This is a genomic window from Ruania alba (genome assembly GCF_900105765.1).
In the GTDB taxonomy this organism is placed as follows: Bacteria; Actinomycetota; Actinomycetes; order Actinomycetales; family Beutenbergiaceae; genus Ruania; species Ruania alba.
In genome coordinates this window covers 752,928-771,968 of the sequence record NZ_FNTX01000002.1, presented here as the reverse complement: position 1 = coordinate 771,968, position 19,041 = coordinate 752,928, and the positions used below count along the sequence as shown (strand labels likewise).

At 66.6% G+C, this 19,041-nt stretch carries 8 protein-coding genes; 2 read left to right on the top strand and 6 right to left on the bottom strand.

The annotated features are described in order from the left end of the window. Nucleotides 1–4: 4 nt before the first annotated feature. On the bottom strand, nucleotides 5–1,366 hold the full coding sequence (locus tag BLU77_RS13995) for an aminotransferase-like domain-containing protein (RefSeq protein ID WP_089773719.1): 1,362 nt from the start codon (nucleotides 1,364–1,366) through the stop codon (nucleotides 5–7). A 206-nt stretch (nucleotides 1,367–1,572) separates the two neighbouring features. Here BLU77_RS13995 and BLU77_RS13990 point away from each other — a divergent pair, with 206 nt between their 5' ends. Both BLU77_RS13990 and BLU77_RS13985 read left to right on the top strand, forming a co-directional pair. Then, a complete protein-coding gene (locus BLU77_RS13990; protein ID WP_089773718.1) occupies nucleotides 1,573–3,012 on the top strand; it encodes a hypothetical protein in 1,440 nt (479 codons plus the stop codon). Nucleotides 3,013–3,094: 82 nt separating this feature from the next. Then, the gene (locus BLU77_RS13985; RefSeq protein ID WP_139177774.1) at nucleotides 3,095–10,420 is read left to right on the top strand and encodes an apolipoprotein A-IV repeat region-like domain-containing protein; all 7,326 of its coding nucleotides are present in this window, start codon (nucleotides 3,095–3,097) and stop codon (nucleotides 10,418–10,420) included. 162 nt (nucleotides 10,421–10,582) lie between these two features. On the opposite strand, the gene trxA is transcribed toward BLU77_RS13985, so the two are convergent. The 5 genes from trxA to BLU77_RS13960 all read right to left on the bottom strand — a co-directional run bounded on the left by trxA (nucleotide 10,583) and on the right by BLU77_RS13960 (nucleotide 19,029). Then, entirely contained in the window at nucleotides 10,583–10,909 is a 327-nt protein-coding gene (gene trxA / locus BLU77_RS13980; RefSeq protein WP_089773717.1) for a thioredoxin, read from the bottom strand. Nucleotides 10,910–10,937: 28 nt separating this feature from the next. Next, entirely contained in the window at nucleotides 10,938–11,930 is a 993-nt protein-coding gene (gene trxB / locus BLU77_RS13975; RefSeq protein ID WP_089773716.1) for a thioredoxin-disulfide reductase, read from the bottom strand. Nucleotides 11,931–12,054: 124 nt separating this feature from the next. After that, nucleotides 12,055–16,005: a murein biosynthesis integral membrane protein MurJ gene (gene murJ, locus BLU77_RS13970; protein WP_089773715.1), complete on the bottom strand. Its 3,951-nt coding sequence runs from the start codon at nucleotides 16,003–16,005 to the stop codon at nucleotides 12,055–12,057. Continuing rightward, the gene (locus BLU77_RS13965; protein ID WP_175477110.1) at nucleotides 16,005–18,452 is read right to left on the bottom strand and encodes a DUF6049 family protein; all 2,448 of its coding nucleotides are present in this window, start codon (nucleotides 18,450–18,452) and stop codon (nucleotides 16,005–16,007) included. The genes murJ and BLU77_RS13965 overlap by 1 nt, the downstream gene beginning before the upstream one ends. A 49-nt stretch (nucleotides 18,453–18,501) precedes the next feature. Beyond that, entirely contained in the window at nucleotides 18,502–19,029 is a 528-nt protein-coding gene (locus BLU77_RS13960; RefSeq protein ID WP_089773713.1) for an NUDIX hydrolase, read from the bottom strand. Between the last annotated feature and the right edge of the window lie 12 nt (nucleotides 19,030–19,041).

Genomic DNA, 19,041 nt, shown 5'->3' with positions numbered 1-19,041 from the left:
CTCCTCAGGTCTGGTCGGGTCCGGGAGCGTCTACACCGGCGCCACCGGCAGCGCCGACACCGCCGGAGGTGCCGAAGATGCGCACCAGGTCCAGCTCGTTGTTCACCACGGTGGACAGGCGCCGAACGCCTTCCCGGATGCGTTCCGGTGTCGGGTAGCAGTACGAGAGCCGCATGAACTCCTTGCCCTGTCCGTCGGCATAGAAGGCGGTGCCCGGCACGTACGCCACCAGCTCGGTGACGGCGCGGGGAAGCATGTCCTGCGTGTCGAGGCCCTCGGGCATCTGGACCCACGTATAGAAGCCGCCGCGCGGGTGCGTCCAGGATGCCGTGGGAAGGAACTCGGCGAGCGCACCGATCATCGCGTCCCGGCGCTCACGGTAGACCTCACGGAAGGACTTGATCTGACCGCGCCAGTCGCATGTGGACAGGTACGTGGAGATGGACAGCTGGCTCATCATCGACGGGCACAGGATCGCGGATTCGGCGGCGAGCACGAGGCGCTCCCGGACCGCGTGCGGGGCGAGGGCCCAACCGACCCGGTATCCGGGGGCGAAGGTCTTGGAGAAGGACCCGAGGTAGATCACGCTCTCCGGTGCGTACGTGTGCAGCGCTGGGAGCGGGTCCTCGTCGAATCCGAGCAGGCCGTAGGGGTTGTCCTCAAGGATCAGCACACCGAAACGCTGGGCGATCTCCACGATCTGTGGCCGCCGTTCTCGGCTCAGGGTGACCCCGCCGGGATTGTGGAAGTTCGGCACCGTATAGAGCAGTTTCACCGTCCTGCCCTGGGCGGCGAGATCCGCGAGTGACTCCTCGAGTGCCTCCGGTATGAGCCCGTCGGCATCCATCGGCGCGTGCACCACATCGGCCTGGTAGGCGCGGAACACGCCGAGAGCGCCGACGTAGCTGGGCGCCTCGGCCACGATCACGTCACCCGGGTCGATGAATATCCGGGTGACCAGATCCAGTGCCTGCTGGGAGCCGGTGGTGACCACGACGTCATCAGAGTGGGCACGGATGTGCTCCGCCCGCATCACCTCGAGGATCTGCTCCCGGAACGCCTCCTCACCCTGTCCGGACCCGTATTGCAGGGCGACGGCGCCCCGCTCGGCGAGTAGCTTTGCTGTCACCTCACTGATGGTCTCCAGCGGGAGACCGGCCAGGAAGGGCATGCCGCCTGCCAGGGAGACCACCTCGGGGCGGTTGGCGACGGCGAACAGAGCACGGATCTCGGACGCCTTCATCCCGTGGGTCCGGTTGGCGTAGTGGCCCAGCCACGGGTCCAGGCGCGTGCCCACCCCAGGCGTCGTGGCGCCGTCGGCGGCAGCGGCGGCGGGGTCGGGCGATCGCTGGGGTGAGATGTTCATCGGACCTCCATTCCTCGCACGCCCGCCGCTCGAGCGCATCGTTGCAAGTCTTTCACGCTCGTGCGCGTGCGTGCTGTGGCACTCGCCACGCAGAGGTCACCGCCACTCGACCCGTCCGTCACCTGATGTTCATCTGCGCCCTGCTTGCACGGTTGTGTGATGTGAGTAACATGACACTGCCAAGGGAGAGTGAGGGGAAATCCCAGATGCGCAGCAGCACAGAAGGTCAGCAGCGGGGCGGCGCGCGCCGTTCGCTGCGCTGGGCCCTGCGCTGCATGATGACCTTCTTCGGTGCTGTCGTCCTCGGCGCGGCATTCAGCACCGCGGCATCTGCGGACGACTCCCCCGTGGGTGGACTGCTCGGCGACGCGACCGATGTGGTCGATGACGCGACAGACGTCGTTGACGAGGTGGCTGACGTTAGCAATGAGCCGGCCGCGTCAGCTGAGGCTGGCGACGGCGCCGCTGCTGCCGAGGATGTAGAGCCGGAGGCCGCAGCCGCTGAGGAAGCGGCGCCTGCTGAGGAAGCGGCGCCCGCTGAGGAGCCGGTTGCCGCCGCGAGCGAGCCGGTGGCTGAGGTGGCCGGTGGGGCCGGCGAGGTCCTCGAGCAGGCGACCGAACCGGTAAACGAAGTGGTCGAGCACGTCACGGAGCCGGCCGCTGCGGTCACCGAAGAGGTCAGCGAAGCCACTGAACCTGTTGCCGACCTGGCCGATGTGGTCGAGCCAGTGGTCGAGGCAGCAGAGCCGGTGGCCCCCTCAGGTACCAGTGACATCGAGGCAGAAGCCGAGGTCGAGCCAGCGAGCAATGGTGCTCACACGGACCAGGCCGCGGTGGAGTCGGAGTCCTCAGAACCTCGGACGGAGTCAGTGCCCACCGACATCGCCGGGGATGTCTTGCTGATCGTCGTCTCGGAGTCCGAGGAGCCGACCCCCGGACCGATCACCGACCTGGTCTCCATGGTGCCGGTGGTGGATGGCGCGCTCGAGCCGGTGGTCGCATCCTTTGACCCGGTCCTCGAGCCTGTGCGCCCAGTTCTGGACCCGGTGCTCGAGCCGGTCGTAGCGCTCACTGAGCCGGTCGTGGCACTCGCTGAGCCGGTCGTGGCGCTCACTGCACCCGTCGGTAACACCGTGTTGAGCCCGCTCAATGATGTGAAGTCGACCGTGGGCATCTCGCTAGTTGACGACGCGGTCGCGGCGACTGAAGCGTTCGCGGTCGTCGATCGTGCACCAGCGACGACGCCAACGACAGCTTCGATCGCTGAGCCCTTGAGGGTCGCACACGCGACGGCAGATAAGCCCGCGACTGATGCTGCCCCAGCTGGCGGCACCGTGCTGCACCCGGTCACTGCGACGATTCACGACGTGCCGCAGTCGGTAGCGCTCCCCACGAACGAGATTGCCGCCCCGGTGCAGCAGATGGTGCCGACGCAGGCGCCGGAGCGTGCGGGCTTCACCGTCCCAACTGACGGGATGGTGTCGACAGGTGTCGCGTATGGGCCGACCGCCGCTGGCTCAGCCTCGGTCGCGACGATCGGACATCACGAGCACTTCTCGCCGCCCACGAGCTCCACGCAGGTGGGAGCGGGCGCGATGTGGTCTTTCCTCGACGTCATTCTCGACGTCGTCATCTCTCCTGACTGACGGATGACACGGCTGGTCCCTGAGACCGGCGCGCGTTTGGCACCCGGTACGGGTGCGTCATCCACAAGTCAGGAGATCTTTGATGCGAATCTATGTCAGGCGCGCCGTCCAAACGGCGCTCCTGACCGGGGGACTCGTGGTCATCGGTGCTGGCGCTGCAAGCGCCGCAACAGGTGACGACGCGATTGGTGGACTTCTCGACACAGCACCCGTTGAATCGAACTCACAAGGTGAGTCCGAAGGCGGAGGTTCAGTTGTCGATGAAGTCACCGAAGTTCTCACCGGTGAGGAAGGTGAGTCATCCGCAGGTGCGGATGCGTCCGGCGGCGAGCAAGGTGAAGTCGCCGTCGAAGTCGAGAGCAACGAGGCTGATGCCAGTGCCGTCACGACGGTCGACGAGACGGTCTCCGCGGCAGCTGAGCGCACGGAGTCCGGACAGACATCGGGTGCGGCCGAGGCTGAGGTCGCGGCTGAGGCTGAGGTCGATGCGGCGGCGCAGTCCGGTGAGTCCGCGGCAAACGAGAATCACGGCAATGGCAATTGTGCGTGTGCTGTTGTCGGTGAGGTGTTGGGCTCAGAGACGGTGCAGGCCGTGGATCGGGCAGCCGCGGGCGCGGTCGACGATGTGTCCGGGGTAGTGCAAGAGGCCCTTGACCCGGCCAACGGGAACGGTGGTAACGGGAATGACCCGGCCAACGGGAACGGTGGTAACGGGAATGACCCGGCCAACGGGAACGGTGGTAACGGGAATGACCCGGCCAACGGGAACGGTGGTAACGGGAATGACCCGGCCAACGGGAACGGTGGTAACGGGAATGACCCGGCCAACGGGAACGGTGGCAACGGGAATGACCCGGCCAACGGGAACGGTGGTAACGGGAATGACCCGGCCAACGGGAACGGTGGTAACGGGAATGACCCGGCCAACGGGAACGGTGGCAACGGGAATGACCCGGCCAACGGGAACGGTGGCAACGGGAATGACCCGGCCAACGGGAACGGTGGCAACGGGAATGACCCGGCCAACGGGAATACGGCGCCTGGCGCTGGTGGGTTGGTCGGTTCGGTGACTGGTCCGGTTGGTGAGGTTGCTGATTCGGTGACTGGTGCTGCGGACGGTGTTACTGGTGATGTGGTCGAGTCGACCGATGGTGTGACTGACTCCGTTGGTGGTGCGGTTGAGGATGTGGCCGGGGCTCCCGGTGATGTTCTGGGCTCGTTGCCTGGTGCCGGTGATCTGGTGGGTTCGGTGACTGGTCCGGTTGGTGAGGTTGCTGATTCGGTGACTGGTGCTGCGGACGGTGTTACTGGTGATGTGGTCGAGTCGACCGATGGTGTGACTGACTCCGTTGGTGGTGCGGTTGAGGATGTGGCCGGGGCTCCCGGTGATGTTCTGGGCTCGTTGCCTGGTGCCGGTGATCTGGTGGGTTCGGTGACTGGTCCGGTTGGTGAGGTTGCTGATTCGGTGACTGGTGCTGCGGACGGTGTTACTGGTGATGTGGTCGAGTCGACCGATGGTGTGACTGACTCCGTTGGTGGTGCGGTTGAGGATGTGGCCGGGGCTCCCGGTGATGTTCTGGGCTCGTTGCCTGGTGCCGGTGATCTGGTGGGTTCGGTGACTGGTCCGGTTGGTGAGGTTGCTGATTCGGTGACTGGTGCTGCGGACGGTGTTACTGGTGATGTGGTCGAGTCGACCGATGGTGTGACTGACTCCGTTGGTGGTGCGGTTGAGGATGTGGCCGGGGCACCTGCTGAGGTCCTTGACTCGCTGCCGGTGTTGCCTGGTTTGCCTGGTGTGCCGGAGGTTCCGGGGACTCCTGAGGTTCCTGAGCTGCCGGGGTTGCCTGGTGTGGGCGATGTGATTGATGGTCTGCCGGGGCTGGGTGACCTGCCGGGTCTTCCTGGTCTGGGTGATCTGCCGGGGCTGCCGGATGTTGGTGATCTGGTGGGTTCGGTGACTGGTCCGGTGGGTGAGGTTGTTGACTCGCTGCCGGTGTTGCCTGGTTTGCCTGGTGTGCCGGAGGTTCCGGGGACTCCTGAGGTTCCTGAGCTGCCGGGGTTGCCTGGTGTGGGCGATGTGATTGATGGTCTGCCGGGGCTGGGTGACCTGCCGGGTCTTCCTGGTCTGGGTGATCTGCCGGGGCTGCCGGATGTTGGTGATCTGGTGGGTTCGGTGACTGGTCCGGTGGGTGAGGTTGTTGACTCGCTGCCGGTGTTGCCTGGTTTGCCTGGTGTGCCGGAGGTTCCGGGGACTCCTGAGGTTCCTGAGCTGCCGGGGTTGCCTGGTGTGGGCGATGTGATTGATGGTCTGCCGGGGCTGGGTGACCTGCCGGGTCTTCCTGGTCTGGGTGATCTGCCGGGGCTGCCGGATGTTGGTGATCTGGTGGGTTCGGTGACTGGTCCGGTGGGTGAGGTTGTTGACTCGCTGCCGGTGTTGCCTGGTTTGCCTGGTGTGCCGGAGGTTCCGGGGACTCCTGAGGTTCCTGAGCTGCCGGGGTTGCCTGGTGTGGGCGATGTGATTGATGGTCTGCCGGGGCTGGGTGACCTGCCGGGTCTTCCTGGTCTGGGTGATCTGCCGGGGCTGCCGGATGTTGGTGATCTGGTGGGTTCGGTGACTGGTCCGGTGGGTGAGGTTGTTGACTCGCTGCCGGTGTTGCCTGGTTTGCCTGGTGTGCCGGAGGTTCCGGGGACTCCTGAGGTTCCTGAGCTGCCGGGGTTGCCTGGTGTGGGCGATGTGATTGATGGTCTGCCGGGGCTGGGTGACCTGCCGGGTCTTCCTGGTCTGGGTGATCTGCCGGGGCTGCCGGATGTTGGTGATCTGGTGGGTTCGGTGACTGGTCCGGTGGGTGAGGTTGTTGACTCGCTGCCGGTGTTGCCTGGTTTGCCTGGTGTGCCGGAGGTTCCGGGGACTCCTGAGGTTCCTGAGCTGCCGGGGTTGCCTGGTGTGGGCGATGTGATTGATGGTCTGCCGGGGCTGGGTGACCTGCCGGGTCTTCCTGGTCTGGGTGATCTGCCGGGGCTGCCGGATGTTGGTGATCTGGTGGGTTCGGTGACTGGTCCGGTGGGTGAGGTTGTTGACTCGCTGCCGGTGTTGCCTGGTTTGCCTGGTGTGCCGGAGGTTCCGGGGACTCCTGAGGTTCCTGAGCTGCCGGGGTTGCCTGGTGTGGGCGATGTGATTGATGGTCTGCCGGGGCTGGGTGACCTGCCGGGTCTTCCTGGTCTGGGTGATCTGCCGGGGCTGCCGGATGTTGGTGATCTGGTGGGTTCGGTGACTGGTCCGGTGGGTGAGGTTGTTGACTCGCTGCCGGTGTTGCCTGGTTTGCCTGGTGTGCCGGAGGTTCCGGGGACTCCTGAGGTTCCTGAGCTGCCGGGGTTGCCTGGTGTGGGCGATGTGATTGATGGTCTGCCGGGGCTGGGTGACCTGCCGGGTCTTCCTGGTCTGGGTGATCTGCCGGGGCTGCCGGATGTTGGTGATCTGGTGGGTTCGGTGACTGGTCCGGTGGGTGAGGTTGTTGACTCGCTGCCGGTGTTGCCTGGTTTGCCTGGTGTGCCGGAGGTTCCGGGGACTCCTGAGGTTCCTGAGCTGCCGGGGTTGCCTGGTGTGGGCGATGTGATTGATGGTCTGCCGGGGCTGGGTGACCTGCCGGGTCTTCCTGGTCTGGGTGATCTGCCGGGGCTGCCGGATGTTGGTGATCTGGTGGGTTCGGTGACTGGTCCGGTGGGTGAGGTTGTTGACTCGCTGCCGGTGTTGCCTGGTTTGCCTGGTGTGCCGGAGGTTCCGGGGACTCCTGAGGTTCCTGAGCTGCCGGGGTTGCCTGGTGTGGGCGATGTGATTGATGGTCTGCCGGGGCTGGGTGACCTGCCGGGTCTTCCTGGTCTGGGTGATCTGCCGGGGCTGCCGGATGTTGGTGATCTGGTGGGTTCGGTGACTGGTCCGGTGGGTGAGGTTGTTGACTCGCTGCCGGTGTTGCCTGGTTTGCCTGGTGTGCCGGAGGTTCCGGGGACTCCTGAGGTTCCTGAGCTGCCGGGGTTGCCTGGTGTGGGCGATGTGATTGATGGTCTGCCGGGGCTGGGTGACCTGCCGGGTCTTCCTGGTCTGGGTGATCTGCCGGGGCTGCCGGATGTTGGTGATCTGGTGGGTTCGGTGACTGGTCCGGTGGGTGAGGTTGTTGACTCGCTGCCGGTGTTGCCTGGTTTGCCTGGTGTGCCGGAGGTTCCGGGGACTCCTGAGGTTCCTGAGCTGCCGGGGTTGCCTGGTGTGGGCGATGTGATTGATGGTCTGCCGGGGCTGGGTGACCTGCCGGGTCTTCCTGGTCTGGGTGATCTGCCGGGGCTGCCGGATGTTGGTGATCTGGTGGGTTCGGTGACTGGTCCGGTGGGTGAGGTTGTTGACTCGCTGCCGGTGTTGCCTGGTTTGCCTGGTGTGCCGGAGGTTCCGGGGACTCCTGAGGTTCCTGAGCTGCCGGGGTTGCCTGGTGTGGGCGATGTGATTGATGGTCTGCCGGGGCTGGGTGACCTGCCGGGTCTTCCTGGTCTGGGTGATCTGCCGGGGCTGCCGGATGTTGGTGATCTGGTGGGTTCGGTGACTGGTCCGGTGGGTGAGGTTGTTGACTCGCTGCCGGTGTTGCCTGGTTTGCCTGGTGTGCCGGAGGTTCCGGGGACTCCTGAGGTTCCTGAGCTGCCGGGGTTGCCTGGTGTGGGCGATGTGATTGATGGTCTGCCGGGGCTGGGTGACCTGCCGGGTCTTCCTGGTCTGGGTGATCTGCCGGGGCTGCCGGATGTTGGTGATCTGGTGGGTTCGGTGACTGGTCCGGTGGGTGAGGTTGTTGACTCGCTGCCGGTGTTGCCTGGTTTGCCTGGTGTGCCGGAGGTTCCGGGGACTCCTGAGGTTCCTGAGCTGCCGGGGTTGCCTGGTGTGGGCGATGTGATTGATGGTCTGCCGGGGCTGGGTGACCTGCCGGGTCTTCCTGGTCTGGGTGATCTGCCGGGGCTGCCGGATGTTGGTGATCTGGTGGGTTCGGTGACTGGTCCGGTGGGTGAGGTTGTTGACTCGCTGCCGGTGTTGCCTGGTTTGCCTGGTGTGCCGGAGGTTCCGGGGACTCCTGAGGTTCCTGAGCTGCCGGGGTTGCCTGGTGTGGGCGATGTGACTGACACGGTTGGTGGGGCCACGGATGATGTGACTGACACTGTTGGTGGAGTCACGGACGGTGTTCGGGATGTCGTTGGTCCGGTTGCCGAAGAGGTGACCGACACCGTGGGTGATGTGACTGACACTGTTGGTGAGGCCACGGATGATGTGACTGACACTGTTGGTGAGGCCACGGATGATGTGACTGACACTGTTGGTGAGGCCACGGATGATGTGACTGACACTGTTGGTGAGGCCACCGATGATGTGACTGACACTGTTGGTGAGGCCACCGATGATGTGACTGACACTGTTGGTGAGGCCACCGATGATGTGACTGACACTGTTGGTGAGGCCACCGATGATGTGACTGACACTGTTGGTGAGGCCACCGATGATGTGACTGACACTGTTGGTGAGGCCACCGATGATGTGACCGACACCGTGGGTGAGGCCACCGATGATGTGACCGACACCGTGGGTGAGGCCACCGATGATGTGACTGACACTGTTGGTGAGGCCACCGATGATGTGACCGACACCGTGGGTGAAGCTACGGATGATGTGACCGACACCGTTGGTGAGGCCACCGATGATGTGACCGACACCGTGGGTGAAGCTACGGATGATGTGACCGACACCGTTGGCGGGGCCACCGATGATGTGACCGACACCGTGGGTGAAGCTACGGATGATGTGACCGACACCGTTGGTGAGGCCACCGATGATGTGACCGACACCGTGGGTGAAACTACGGATGATGTGACCGACACCGTTGGCGGGGCCACCGAAGAGGTGACCGACACCGTGGGTGATGTGACTGACACGGTTGGTGGGGCTACGGATGATGTGACTGACACTGTTGGTGAGGCCACCGATGATGTGACTGACACCGTTGGTGAGGCCACCGATGATGTGACTGACTCCGTTGGTGGAGTCACGGACGGTGTTCGGGATGTCGTTGGTCCGGTTGCCGAAGAGGTGACCGACACCGTGGGTGATGTGACTGACTCCGTTGGTGAAGCTACGGATGATGTGACTGACACGGTTGGTGGGGCCACGGATGATGTGACTGACACTGTTGGTGAGGCCACCGATGATGTGACCGACACTGTTGGTGAGGCCACCGATGATGTGACTGACACTGTTGGCGGGGCCACGGATGATGTGACCGACACCGTTGGCGGGGCCACGGATGATGTGACCGACACCGTTGGCGGGGCCACGGATGATGTGACCGACACCGTTGGCGGGGCCACGGATGATGTGACTGACTCCGTTGGTGGAGTCACGGACGGTGTTCGGGATGTCGTTGGTCCGGTTGCCGAAGAGGTGACCGACACCGTGGGTGATGTGACTGACTCCGTTGGTGAAGCTACGGATGATGTGACTGACACGGTTGGTGGGGCCACGGATGATGTGACTGACACTGTTGGTGAGGCCACGGATGATGTGACTGACACCGTTGGTGAGGCCACGGATGATGTGACTGACTCCGTTGGTGGAGTCACGGACGGTGTTCGGGATGTCGTTGGTCCGGTTGCCGAAGAGGTGACCGACACCGTGGGTGATGTGACTGACTCCGTTGGTGAAGCTACGGATGATGTGACTGACACTGTTGGTGGGGCCACGGATGACGTGACGGACACTGTTGGTGATGTGACCGAGGACGTCCGGGATGTCATTGCTCCGGTTTTCGAGGAGGTCACTGACACGGTCAGTGAGGTTGTCGATGCCGTCACTGACGCGATCGGTGAAGCTACTAACGGGACCGATGGAACCGACGGCACCGATGGAACCGACGGCACCGATGGAACCGATGGAACCGACGGCACCGATGGAGCCGATGGAACCGACGGCACCGATGGAACCGACGGGACCGACGGCACCGACGGAACTGACGGCACCGACGGGACCGATGGAACCGACGGCACCGATGGAACCGACGGCACCGATGGAACCGACGGAACTGACGGAACTGACGGCACCGACGGGACCGATGGAACCGACGGGACCGACGGCACCAACGGATCAGGATCCTCAGGTTCCGGCACCGGTGGACCCGGTCGAGGGGTCGGTACGCTGACTCCTGGCACGGCCGGCCCGAGCAGCGGCGGTCCCGTCTCCACTGAGGGAACGGGTGGGGGTGCGGTTCCCACCGATTCGTCGGACGGGTCCGAGCTTGCTGCTACCGGGGCTTCGGCGCCGCCGATCTATCTCGCGGCCGCCCTACTCCTGCTGATGCTCGGAGTGCGTATCAGGCGGTACGCCATGAACTGACGGGACGGCTGCGTCACGTCGGAATGGACCGGCACGGTTCTCCCCCCGGGCCTCCGCCCGGTCCACTCTGTGCCGGGAGTGTTCAGTAGGGGAACGCTCCCGGCACAGAGCAATGCCCGCGGGCCGTATCGGCCCGCGGGCATTCGTGCAGGTGTGGCTGGCTCAGCCCAGGAACTCTTCGATCTCCGCGAGGAATGCCTTCTTCGGGCGCGAACCCACCACCGACTTCACCAGCTCACCGCCGGAGTAGATGTTGATGGTGGGGATAGAGACCACGCTGTAGGCCGCCGTGGTCTCAGGGTTGGCGTCCACATCAAGCTTGAACACCGAGATCTTCTCTGCGTTCTCGGCCGCGATCTCCTCGAGGATCGGTGCAAACTGCTTGCACGGCCCGCACCAGTCGGCCCAGAAGTCCACAACGACCGGCTTGTCGGCTTCGAGCACATCGCTGCGGAAGGTGGCATCGCTGGTGGCGTTGATGGCGCCCATGGCGTCTCCTCAGGTTCGGGGGTGTTGGCTAGTTGACGAGAGTGGCGGCTGCGTCCGCCGCCGCGGGTGCTGCGGGCGCAGCGTCGAGTGCAGCCAGGTACCGCTCAGCGTCGAGCGCGGCAGAGCAGCCGGTGCCGGCTGCCGTGACAGCTTGCCGGTAGTGGTGATCCACGACGTCACCTGCAGCGAACACACCGGGAATATTGGTGCGGGTGCTGGGGTGTTCGACGTCGATGTACCCCTCCTCGTTCAAGGTCACCTGTCCGACCACAAGCTCAGTGCGCGGCAGGTGTCCGATGGCCACGAACACGCCGGATGCCTCGACTTCGCGCGTCTCCCCGGTGACGGTGTCCCGCAGGGTCACACGGCTGACCTTCTGGTCGCCTTGGATCGCGGCCACCTCGCTGTTCCATGCGAAGGAGATCTTCGGGTCCGCCAACGCCCGGTCGGCCATGATCTTGGAGGCACGCAACTCGTCGCGGCGGTGCACGACGGTGACGGTGCGTCCGAACCGGGTGAGGAAGAGCGCCTCCTCCATCGCGGAGTCTCCGCCCCCGATCACCAGGATGTCCTGATCCCGGAAGAAGAAACCGTCACATGTGGCGCACCAGCTCACGCCACGCCCGGAGAATGTCTTCTCCTCCGGCAGGCCGAGCTCCTTGTAGGCCGAACCGGTGGAGAGGATCACGGTCCGTGCACGGAACGTTTCATCGTCGTCGTTGATCACGGTCTTCACCGCGCCGTCCAGGTCGACCGACGCGACGTCCTCATAGCGAATATCGGCGCCGAACCGCTCAGCCTGCTCGCGCATCTTCTCCATCAGGTCCGGGCCCATCACGGCGTCCGGGAACCCGGGAAAGTTCTCCACCTCGGTGGTGTTCATCAACGCACCACCCGCGGTGATCGCGCCGGCGAAGACCACGGGGGCAAGTCCGGCTCGGGCGGCGTACACGGCGGCTGTATACCCGGAGGGTCCGGAGCCGATGATGATCACTTCGTGGACTTGTGCTGCGTCGGTCATGAATGTCCTTCAGGTTGGGGCACTGCCTGACTTAACCATGCCCGGTCGGTGAATGTTCCGGTGGTCGCGGGCAGTCTCAGACTGTGTCCACGATCGTCGACCAATGGTCAGCGGCGGTTCTTGCTCAGTTCACGGTGATCTCGGCCAGCTCGATCCGGTTCCGTCCGTCGGACTCGGCCACCGGGAGCTCCGGAAACCAGAGCACGATGGTGTCCAGTTCGGTGGGGGTGGAGAGCTCATAGGTGGTTTCCGGCCCCATCTCGCCCTCGGCGAGAACCTCGCCGCCGCTCGGGTCGTCAGGCTCGGTACTGCGGATCTGCAGAACGCCTCCGGCTCCCTGAACGTCAACGGTCACCGATGTCACGGTCGCGGTCTGAGAGAGCACGACGGCGTAGCCCAGGCCGTCCTTCATGCCGTACTCGGGGTTGTCGTACCGGAGTGAGTCCCAGGTGGTCTCCGGGTCACCGTCGACGGCGAAACGCGCCAGGTTCTCGTTGTCACCCACACCGGTGGATGGGTCGAGCGAGCGCCCTTCGTCGATGTCGATAGCGGCCTGGCGGGTGGGCTCCGGTGTCGGTTCTTCGGTGGGCTCCGGCGTCGTCGGCTCTTCGCTGGGTTCCTCACTGGGCTCGGTCGCGGTGGGTGTCGGCTCGCGGGTGTACTCACCCGGATCGAAGGCAGTTGACGCGTCCCGGAGCGAACCGATCGCCAGGATCGTGGCCACGACGACCACGGAGACCATGACGAAGATGACGATCGGGGTGGGATTGAACCGCTCCTGCGGGCCATCCTCTCCCTCTGTCTCGCGGACGAGCCGGCTGCGCACACCGGCCTTGATCCGAGCGCCGACGCCGGCCAGTATCCCGGTCAGTGCGGTCCCTACACCGGCTGCGGTGACGGCCGGTCGGGCGGGGGCGGTCGGCGGAGCAGGCCGGTCCGAGGTCCCGGTGGGGTCGTCCCATCCGAGTGTCGGGGGCAATGGGCGTCGTGCCGGAGGGACGGCAGCTGCTTCGGGAGCTGTTGCCTGCGCAGGACCATCCGGCTCGGAGCTCGGCGCCTCCTCGGGGACACGCTGGTCCGGTCGCGCGGCGGGCAACACGCTCGTGGCTTCTGGCGATGTCGGATCGGATCCCGCCTCGTTCCTCGGCTGTTGGTCCGACGGGGGCTCCGCTGGTGCGGTCGCGGCCTCCCGTCCGGCGATGCCGCGGCCGGGCGTGGGAAGGACGGTGCTCCCTCCGCTGACGTGCCGTGCGAGATAGCCAGGAGCGGGCGCCTCCTCGCCCGGCTCGAGCACCGTGGAGAACGACACCGGTCCACGGTCGGCCGGGGGCGGGTGGGGGTGCCAGCCACTGGAGTCCGGAACGGGTGCGGCGCCGGGCTCCGACGCTGTCGCACTCTCACTGCTGGCGGTGACCTCGTCGTCCGGGCTGACCCCTGCGGCGCTTGCCGCGTTGCTCTCGGGAGCCTGTTCGCCCGGAGCGACGTCGTCATCGTCGGCCTCGTCGTCGGACTGGTCGCCGACCGCCGGTGTGGTGGGGCCGGTGACGGGCGTGACGGATCCGATCCCGTCCCATGGCTCCAGCTCGCGCACCAGCTCGCCGGCGGTGAACGGGCCGTCCTCGTGCGGGCCGAACGTCACTGCACACAACGTGTCGAGATCGTGCGGGACATCGTCGACCAGGTCTCCGGGTGGGATGGGTGCGCCATCTTTGCGGGGGGCAGCAGGCAAGGCGCCGGCGCGTTCGGGCGCACCCGGCCAGTAGCCGGTCAGCGCCGTGTAGAGCAGGGCGACCAGGTCGATCGCGTCAGCGCGCGCTGAACGGCGCGAGTCGGTCGAGGTGATCCCCGCCTGGGCCGCGTCGACCGCGAGGCCGCAGAGCTGGACCTCGCCGGAGTCCGTCACCCGCAGGGCCGTGGGCCGCAGGTGGAGGTGGTGCACGCCGCGCTTGCGAGACAGTTCCAGCGCCGCTGCCGCCTCACCCACGAGTGCACGGGCCTGCGGCGCAGGAAGTCTTCCTTCGCTCACCAGATCAGCGAGGGAACGCGCCGGCGTCGGGTCGGAGACCACGAACCCGGTGCCGTCGTGAGAGCCGACCCGCATGATGCGACGCAGCCGTGGATCGGTGATGAGCGCCGCTCGCCGGGCCGCATCCAAGGCCTCCTCGCGGTGCGCACCCTGCACCACGGTGAGCAGGACCTCGCGTTGCAGGATCTCGTCGTGCCCGGACCAGACGCTCGTCTCCGGCAGGTCCGTCGGGAGCGGGCCCTGGAGCACGTAGCGATCGGCCAGCGTGGCGCCCGGCTCGAGGGTCGCCGTCGTGCCATGCGTCACAGACGTCCCTCCAATCCCCTCGCCGCCGACGATGCTTGTCCACATCGTACGCAACGGACCACTGATCTTGAGGCGGGTAGCCACGGGCTGAAGGCGCCGAGTCAGCGGGGAGAGCATTCCGCCCACACGTTCGAGGAGCACATCCAGTTCGGAGACGCGCAGCCGCCGCAGCAGCACCAGGTATCCCAGCCCCATCGCCCCGCCGATCACCAGCACCCGCAGCAGTGCACCCATGAACGAGGTCTGCACACCCCACAGGTGCAGGGCGCCCCAGCCGAGCAAGGTGGTGGGTATCACGGCGAGCAGCACGCGCAGGTGGGTGCGAAGCACGCGTGCACCGTCCAGGGTCGGCAGCTTGCGGCGCAGTGCCAGGTAGGCCACGAGCGCGCCGAATGTGTTCGAGATCGCCGTGGCTGCCCCAGCACCGACCACCCACCACTGCACCTCGAGGGTCAGGAAGGCCACGACGCTGCCGATGATCTGGATCCCGGCCATCGGCACCTGGATCCAGAACAGGGAGCGGGCGTCCTCGAAGGCGAAGTACACCCGCTGGGCCATCGTCCAGATCGCGATCGCCGGCAGCCCCACCAGCATCGCCACCAGCACATGCCCCACCGCGCGATAGGACGAGAAGTCGGCCTGATCGAAGGTCACCAGCTGGGTGAGCGGGATGGCCAGCACCATGAACGCCCCCGCGGCGAACACAGTGAACACAGCCAGGGTGCGCAACCCGCGGGAGAGGTCGTCCCGCACCCGGAAGGTGCGCCCGCCCGCGGCGTGCTCGCTGAGCCGGGTGAACATCGCCGTCACGAGTGAGACGGTGATCAACGACTGCGGCAGCATGAAGATCAGGAAGGCGTTGTCGTAAGCGGCGTTCCCGGCCACACTCGCCGGGTCAGGCAACGCATCGCTGCGGGTACCGGCGGCCGCCGCGAGGTTCGAGATCGCCAGGTAGCCGATCTGCCCGACGGCGAGCGCGGCGAACGCCCACATCGCGACCCGACCGGCCGATCGCAACCCCGTGTTCCGCAGACCCCACGTGGGCCGGTACCGGAACCCGCTGCGATAGAGCGGCACCACCAGGATGAACGCCTGCATCGCCACCCCGATCGTCCACGGGCCGGCCAGGAGCGCGATCCGTTGTGCGTCCCAGTCCGCCACTGACGCCGGATCGGTGGCGAAGGAGCCGTACACGATCAGGTAGGCCACCAGCCCGGCGATCGAGATGATGTTGTTCAGCACGGGTGCCCACATGTAGGGGCCGAAGCTGCTGCGCGCGTTCAGCAGTTGCCCGAGCAGTGTGTACAGGCCGTAGAAGAACAGCTGCGGGATGCACCACATCGCGAACGCCACCGCGAGCGGCATCCACGGCCCATCGCGTAGCGCTTCCGCATAGATCGTGATCAGCAGCCCCGAGGCAGCCGTCAGCGCGAGGGTGATCAGCCCCATCACTGTGGCGGCCAGGGTGAGCAACCTGTTCACGTACTCGGTGCCGCCGTCGTCCTTGCGCATCGCTCGCACGATCTGCGGCACCAGCACGGCGTTCAGGATCCCGCCGGCGAGGAGCATGTAGATGATGTTCGGCAGTTTGTTGGCTACCGAGAACGCGTTCGCCGCGTCGCTGCCCGTCACTCCGATCGCAGCCACCAGCAGCGCGTTGCGCAGCACGCCGAGGAACCGCGAGACCAATGTCCCGGAGAACATCACCGCCGCCGATCCGGCCAGACCGGAGCGCCCCGCCATCAGGTTCTCCCGTCCGGGCCCGACGGCGGAGTGTCGCCATCGGTCTCATCTGTTGCGGGCGGGCGGTCGCTATCGTCGGTCTGCTCGGGGAGCGCCTCGCCGGGGTGAGCGTCCCGGTCGGGGCGACGGCCGCCGTCGGGCGTTTCTTCGTGTGCTGCGGCCGCCCGTGCGGCCGGGGTGGCCGGGGTGAACCTGCGCTGACCCTTGCGGATGGTGCGGATCAGCCCGACCGCGAGCCCGAGCACGAGCAGCGCGGCCACCACGATCGTGCCGATGTTCTCCCAGTCGGCACGTACCCGTACCTGGAACGAATCGGCCGTCACCAGCACGTTCCCGTCGGCGGGCGTGAGCACTTCGGCGGAGACGTCCACGTTGCCGTTCGCGACCGCCGTCACCGGCAGGCGAACAGTCGTGGCCTCGCCGGGCGGGATGTGGGCAGTGACGGTCTCGTCCGCGCGCAGATACGGATCCTGGGGCACCAGCCGCACCACCACCGTGGCCCCCACCGAGAGCGTGCTCTCCAGCGTGATTGGGATCTCCCCGGAGGTGGAGACCAGCAGCACCTCGCTGGCCGGCTCCACACCGATGCGGGTGCTCAAGTGCTCCACGGCGGCGAATGCCTCGTCCACGACCTGGTTCCGGGTGGCTGTGGCGTTGGTCAGAGTGCTGGATACGCCGGTCAGTACCTGAGGGGCGATCTCGTCGCGGAACCGGGCGGGTTCGTCGGTGACGTCCGCGAACGCGTCTGCTGCCTGCCAGGCTTGTGCCAGCCGGGCCACGGTCGCGGCATCCAGGTGGGCGGTGGGACTGGGCGCGGGCAGCGACGCGCGCGCCTCCCCGGCGTCGGCGCGGCCGAGCAGGGAGCGCAGGTTCGACAGCTCCACCCAGGGCGCTGACTCCAGCGCGGTGATGGATTCGGACAGGGCCGCCATCACGTGCGGGTCGGTGCCCACGTCCCGGCTCAGGGTGGCGAGCAGCCCGCGGGGGTTGGCAGGTTGTTCCCGGGCGATCACTGCGGTCTGAGCGAGCACGGACTGGCGGATCTGCAGGTCGCTCAGCTCGGCGGTGAACGTCTCCGAGAGGGGCCCGTCCCAGAGCATCGCCTGCACATCACCGGCTTCGGTACTGATCAGGCTGCGTCCGGACGGGGTGTAGTTCAGGGGGACGGCGGTGGGCATCGCGTCAGCGGGGAGCACCACGGCGCGGGTGTTGGTCTGGGCGAGCGCGGTCACTGAGGCGAGGTCAGCGGAGGCAGGCCAGGCGACGTCCTGCAGGGCGGTGATGCCGTTCGTGGCGAGCAGTTCGGCCGTGCGGTCCCGGCCGGCCTGGAGCAGCTCGGCACCGCTGGGGCCGGTGAGCACCGCGTGGTCGGCATCGGCATATCCGAGTGCGAGCACGTCCCGCTGGGCGGCGCCGTCGAGGAGCTGGTCGGTGAGCGTGGGATCGCCGGTGCTGTCCGGCACGTCCGGGTCAGCGTCCGACGGCGTCGCCTCGTTGGTCTCGCCGGCCGGGTCTGTGCTGGTGGTCGTCTCGTCGGGGCTGGGCTCGCTGCTGCCGGCCGTGCCGGTGGCGCCAGTCTCGGGGGACGTGGTCTCCTCGGTCGTGGTCGGCGCGCCGGTCTCGGCGTCCGTTGACTCGTCCTCGGTCGCCTCGGTTGCCGGTTCATCCTCGGTTTCCGTGGTCTCGGCGGTGTCCGCAGGATCGTCCTGCTCGCCGTTCTCGGCGGGCAGGTTCTCCAGCAGGGCCGCGTCGATCCCCCATCCCACGCCGTCCGGCATCTCCTCGAGCACCGGTCCCAGCCGTTCTGCGGCCACCTCGGCGACGGGGCGGTCCTCGGCCACAGATGCCGACCATTCCTGCGCGGTCGGAGTGAACGGCACCAGCACCGACAGCTCGGTGGGAGCTGACACCTGCGGTTCGCCGGGGTACCAGAGCAGAGCGGTGCGTTCGGCGGCCACGGTTCCCTCGGCCACGGCGCGCACCTCGATACCGCGCGGCCCCCACAGGGCCCCGTCGAAGGGGGAGCGATCCGCCGGCAGGGTGATCGTGAACGGCACCTCCTCACCTGCAGGGACGTCGTCGAGGTACTCCACCGTGAGGATGGCGGAGTTGAAGGAGTTCTCCCCGTTGAACCACGAATCGAGCGCAGCACGGGAGGCAGGCACGTGCTTCTGCAGCACCAGTTGTACGCGCGGAGACGCGAGGGCCTGCTCGGTGCCGTTGCCGAGCACGCCCTCGATCACGATGTCATCGCCTGGGCGAGTCACGGCCGGGGTGATCTGCGTGAGGTCCACGGTCACCTCGCCGTCGGTCACCTCACCGGCGGCCGGTGCGGCGGAGAAGGGCAGGACGACACCGCCGACCATCCCGAGAACGGTCAGCAGCACCGCCAAGCACGAGACGAGCCCGCTGCGTCCCCGGCGGGGACGCCTGGTAGGGCGGATCATCGGCTCCTCAGCGTCGTTCGCGAGCGTGCCCCGGATCACCGTCGGCCCGTCACGCGCGGCCCTCGAGGATGTCCCGGGCGGTGGCGACCACCCGGCGCTCGTTGGGATACGCGAGCCTGGAGGCCACGTCGGCGAGTGACACCCAGGCGACGTCCTCGGCCTCGTGGTCGGGGTCGTTCTCGATGGTCAGTTCGCCGCGGAGCGCCTCGAGCAGATAGTGATGGACCACTTTGTGTACCCGGCGGTCGTGTCCGGCGAACCAGTAATCGATGGTCGCGAGGTGGCGCAGCACCTGCCCTTCGATCCCGGTCTCCTCGGCGATCTCCCGCACGGCAGCCTGCTCGGCCGTCTCGGTGCCTTCCAGGTGGCCCTTGGGCAGACACCACTCCAGACGTCCGGCACGATTCCGTCGAGCGATGATCGCCGTGTAGGCCCGGCGTGCCCGGACAGAGACCACCAGACCGCCGGCGGACGTCTCGTCCACCACGGGCAGGCTGGAGGCATACGAGCGCCTCAGACGCACCGGCTGCGGGGGCCTGGGCACCCGCGGACCAGGAGTCGGGACGGCGGCGGACATAACAACACTGTA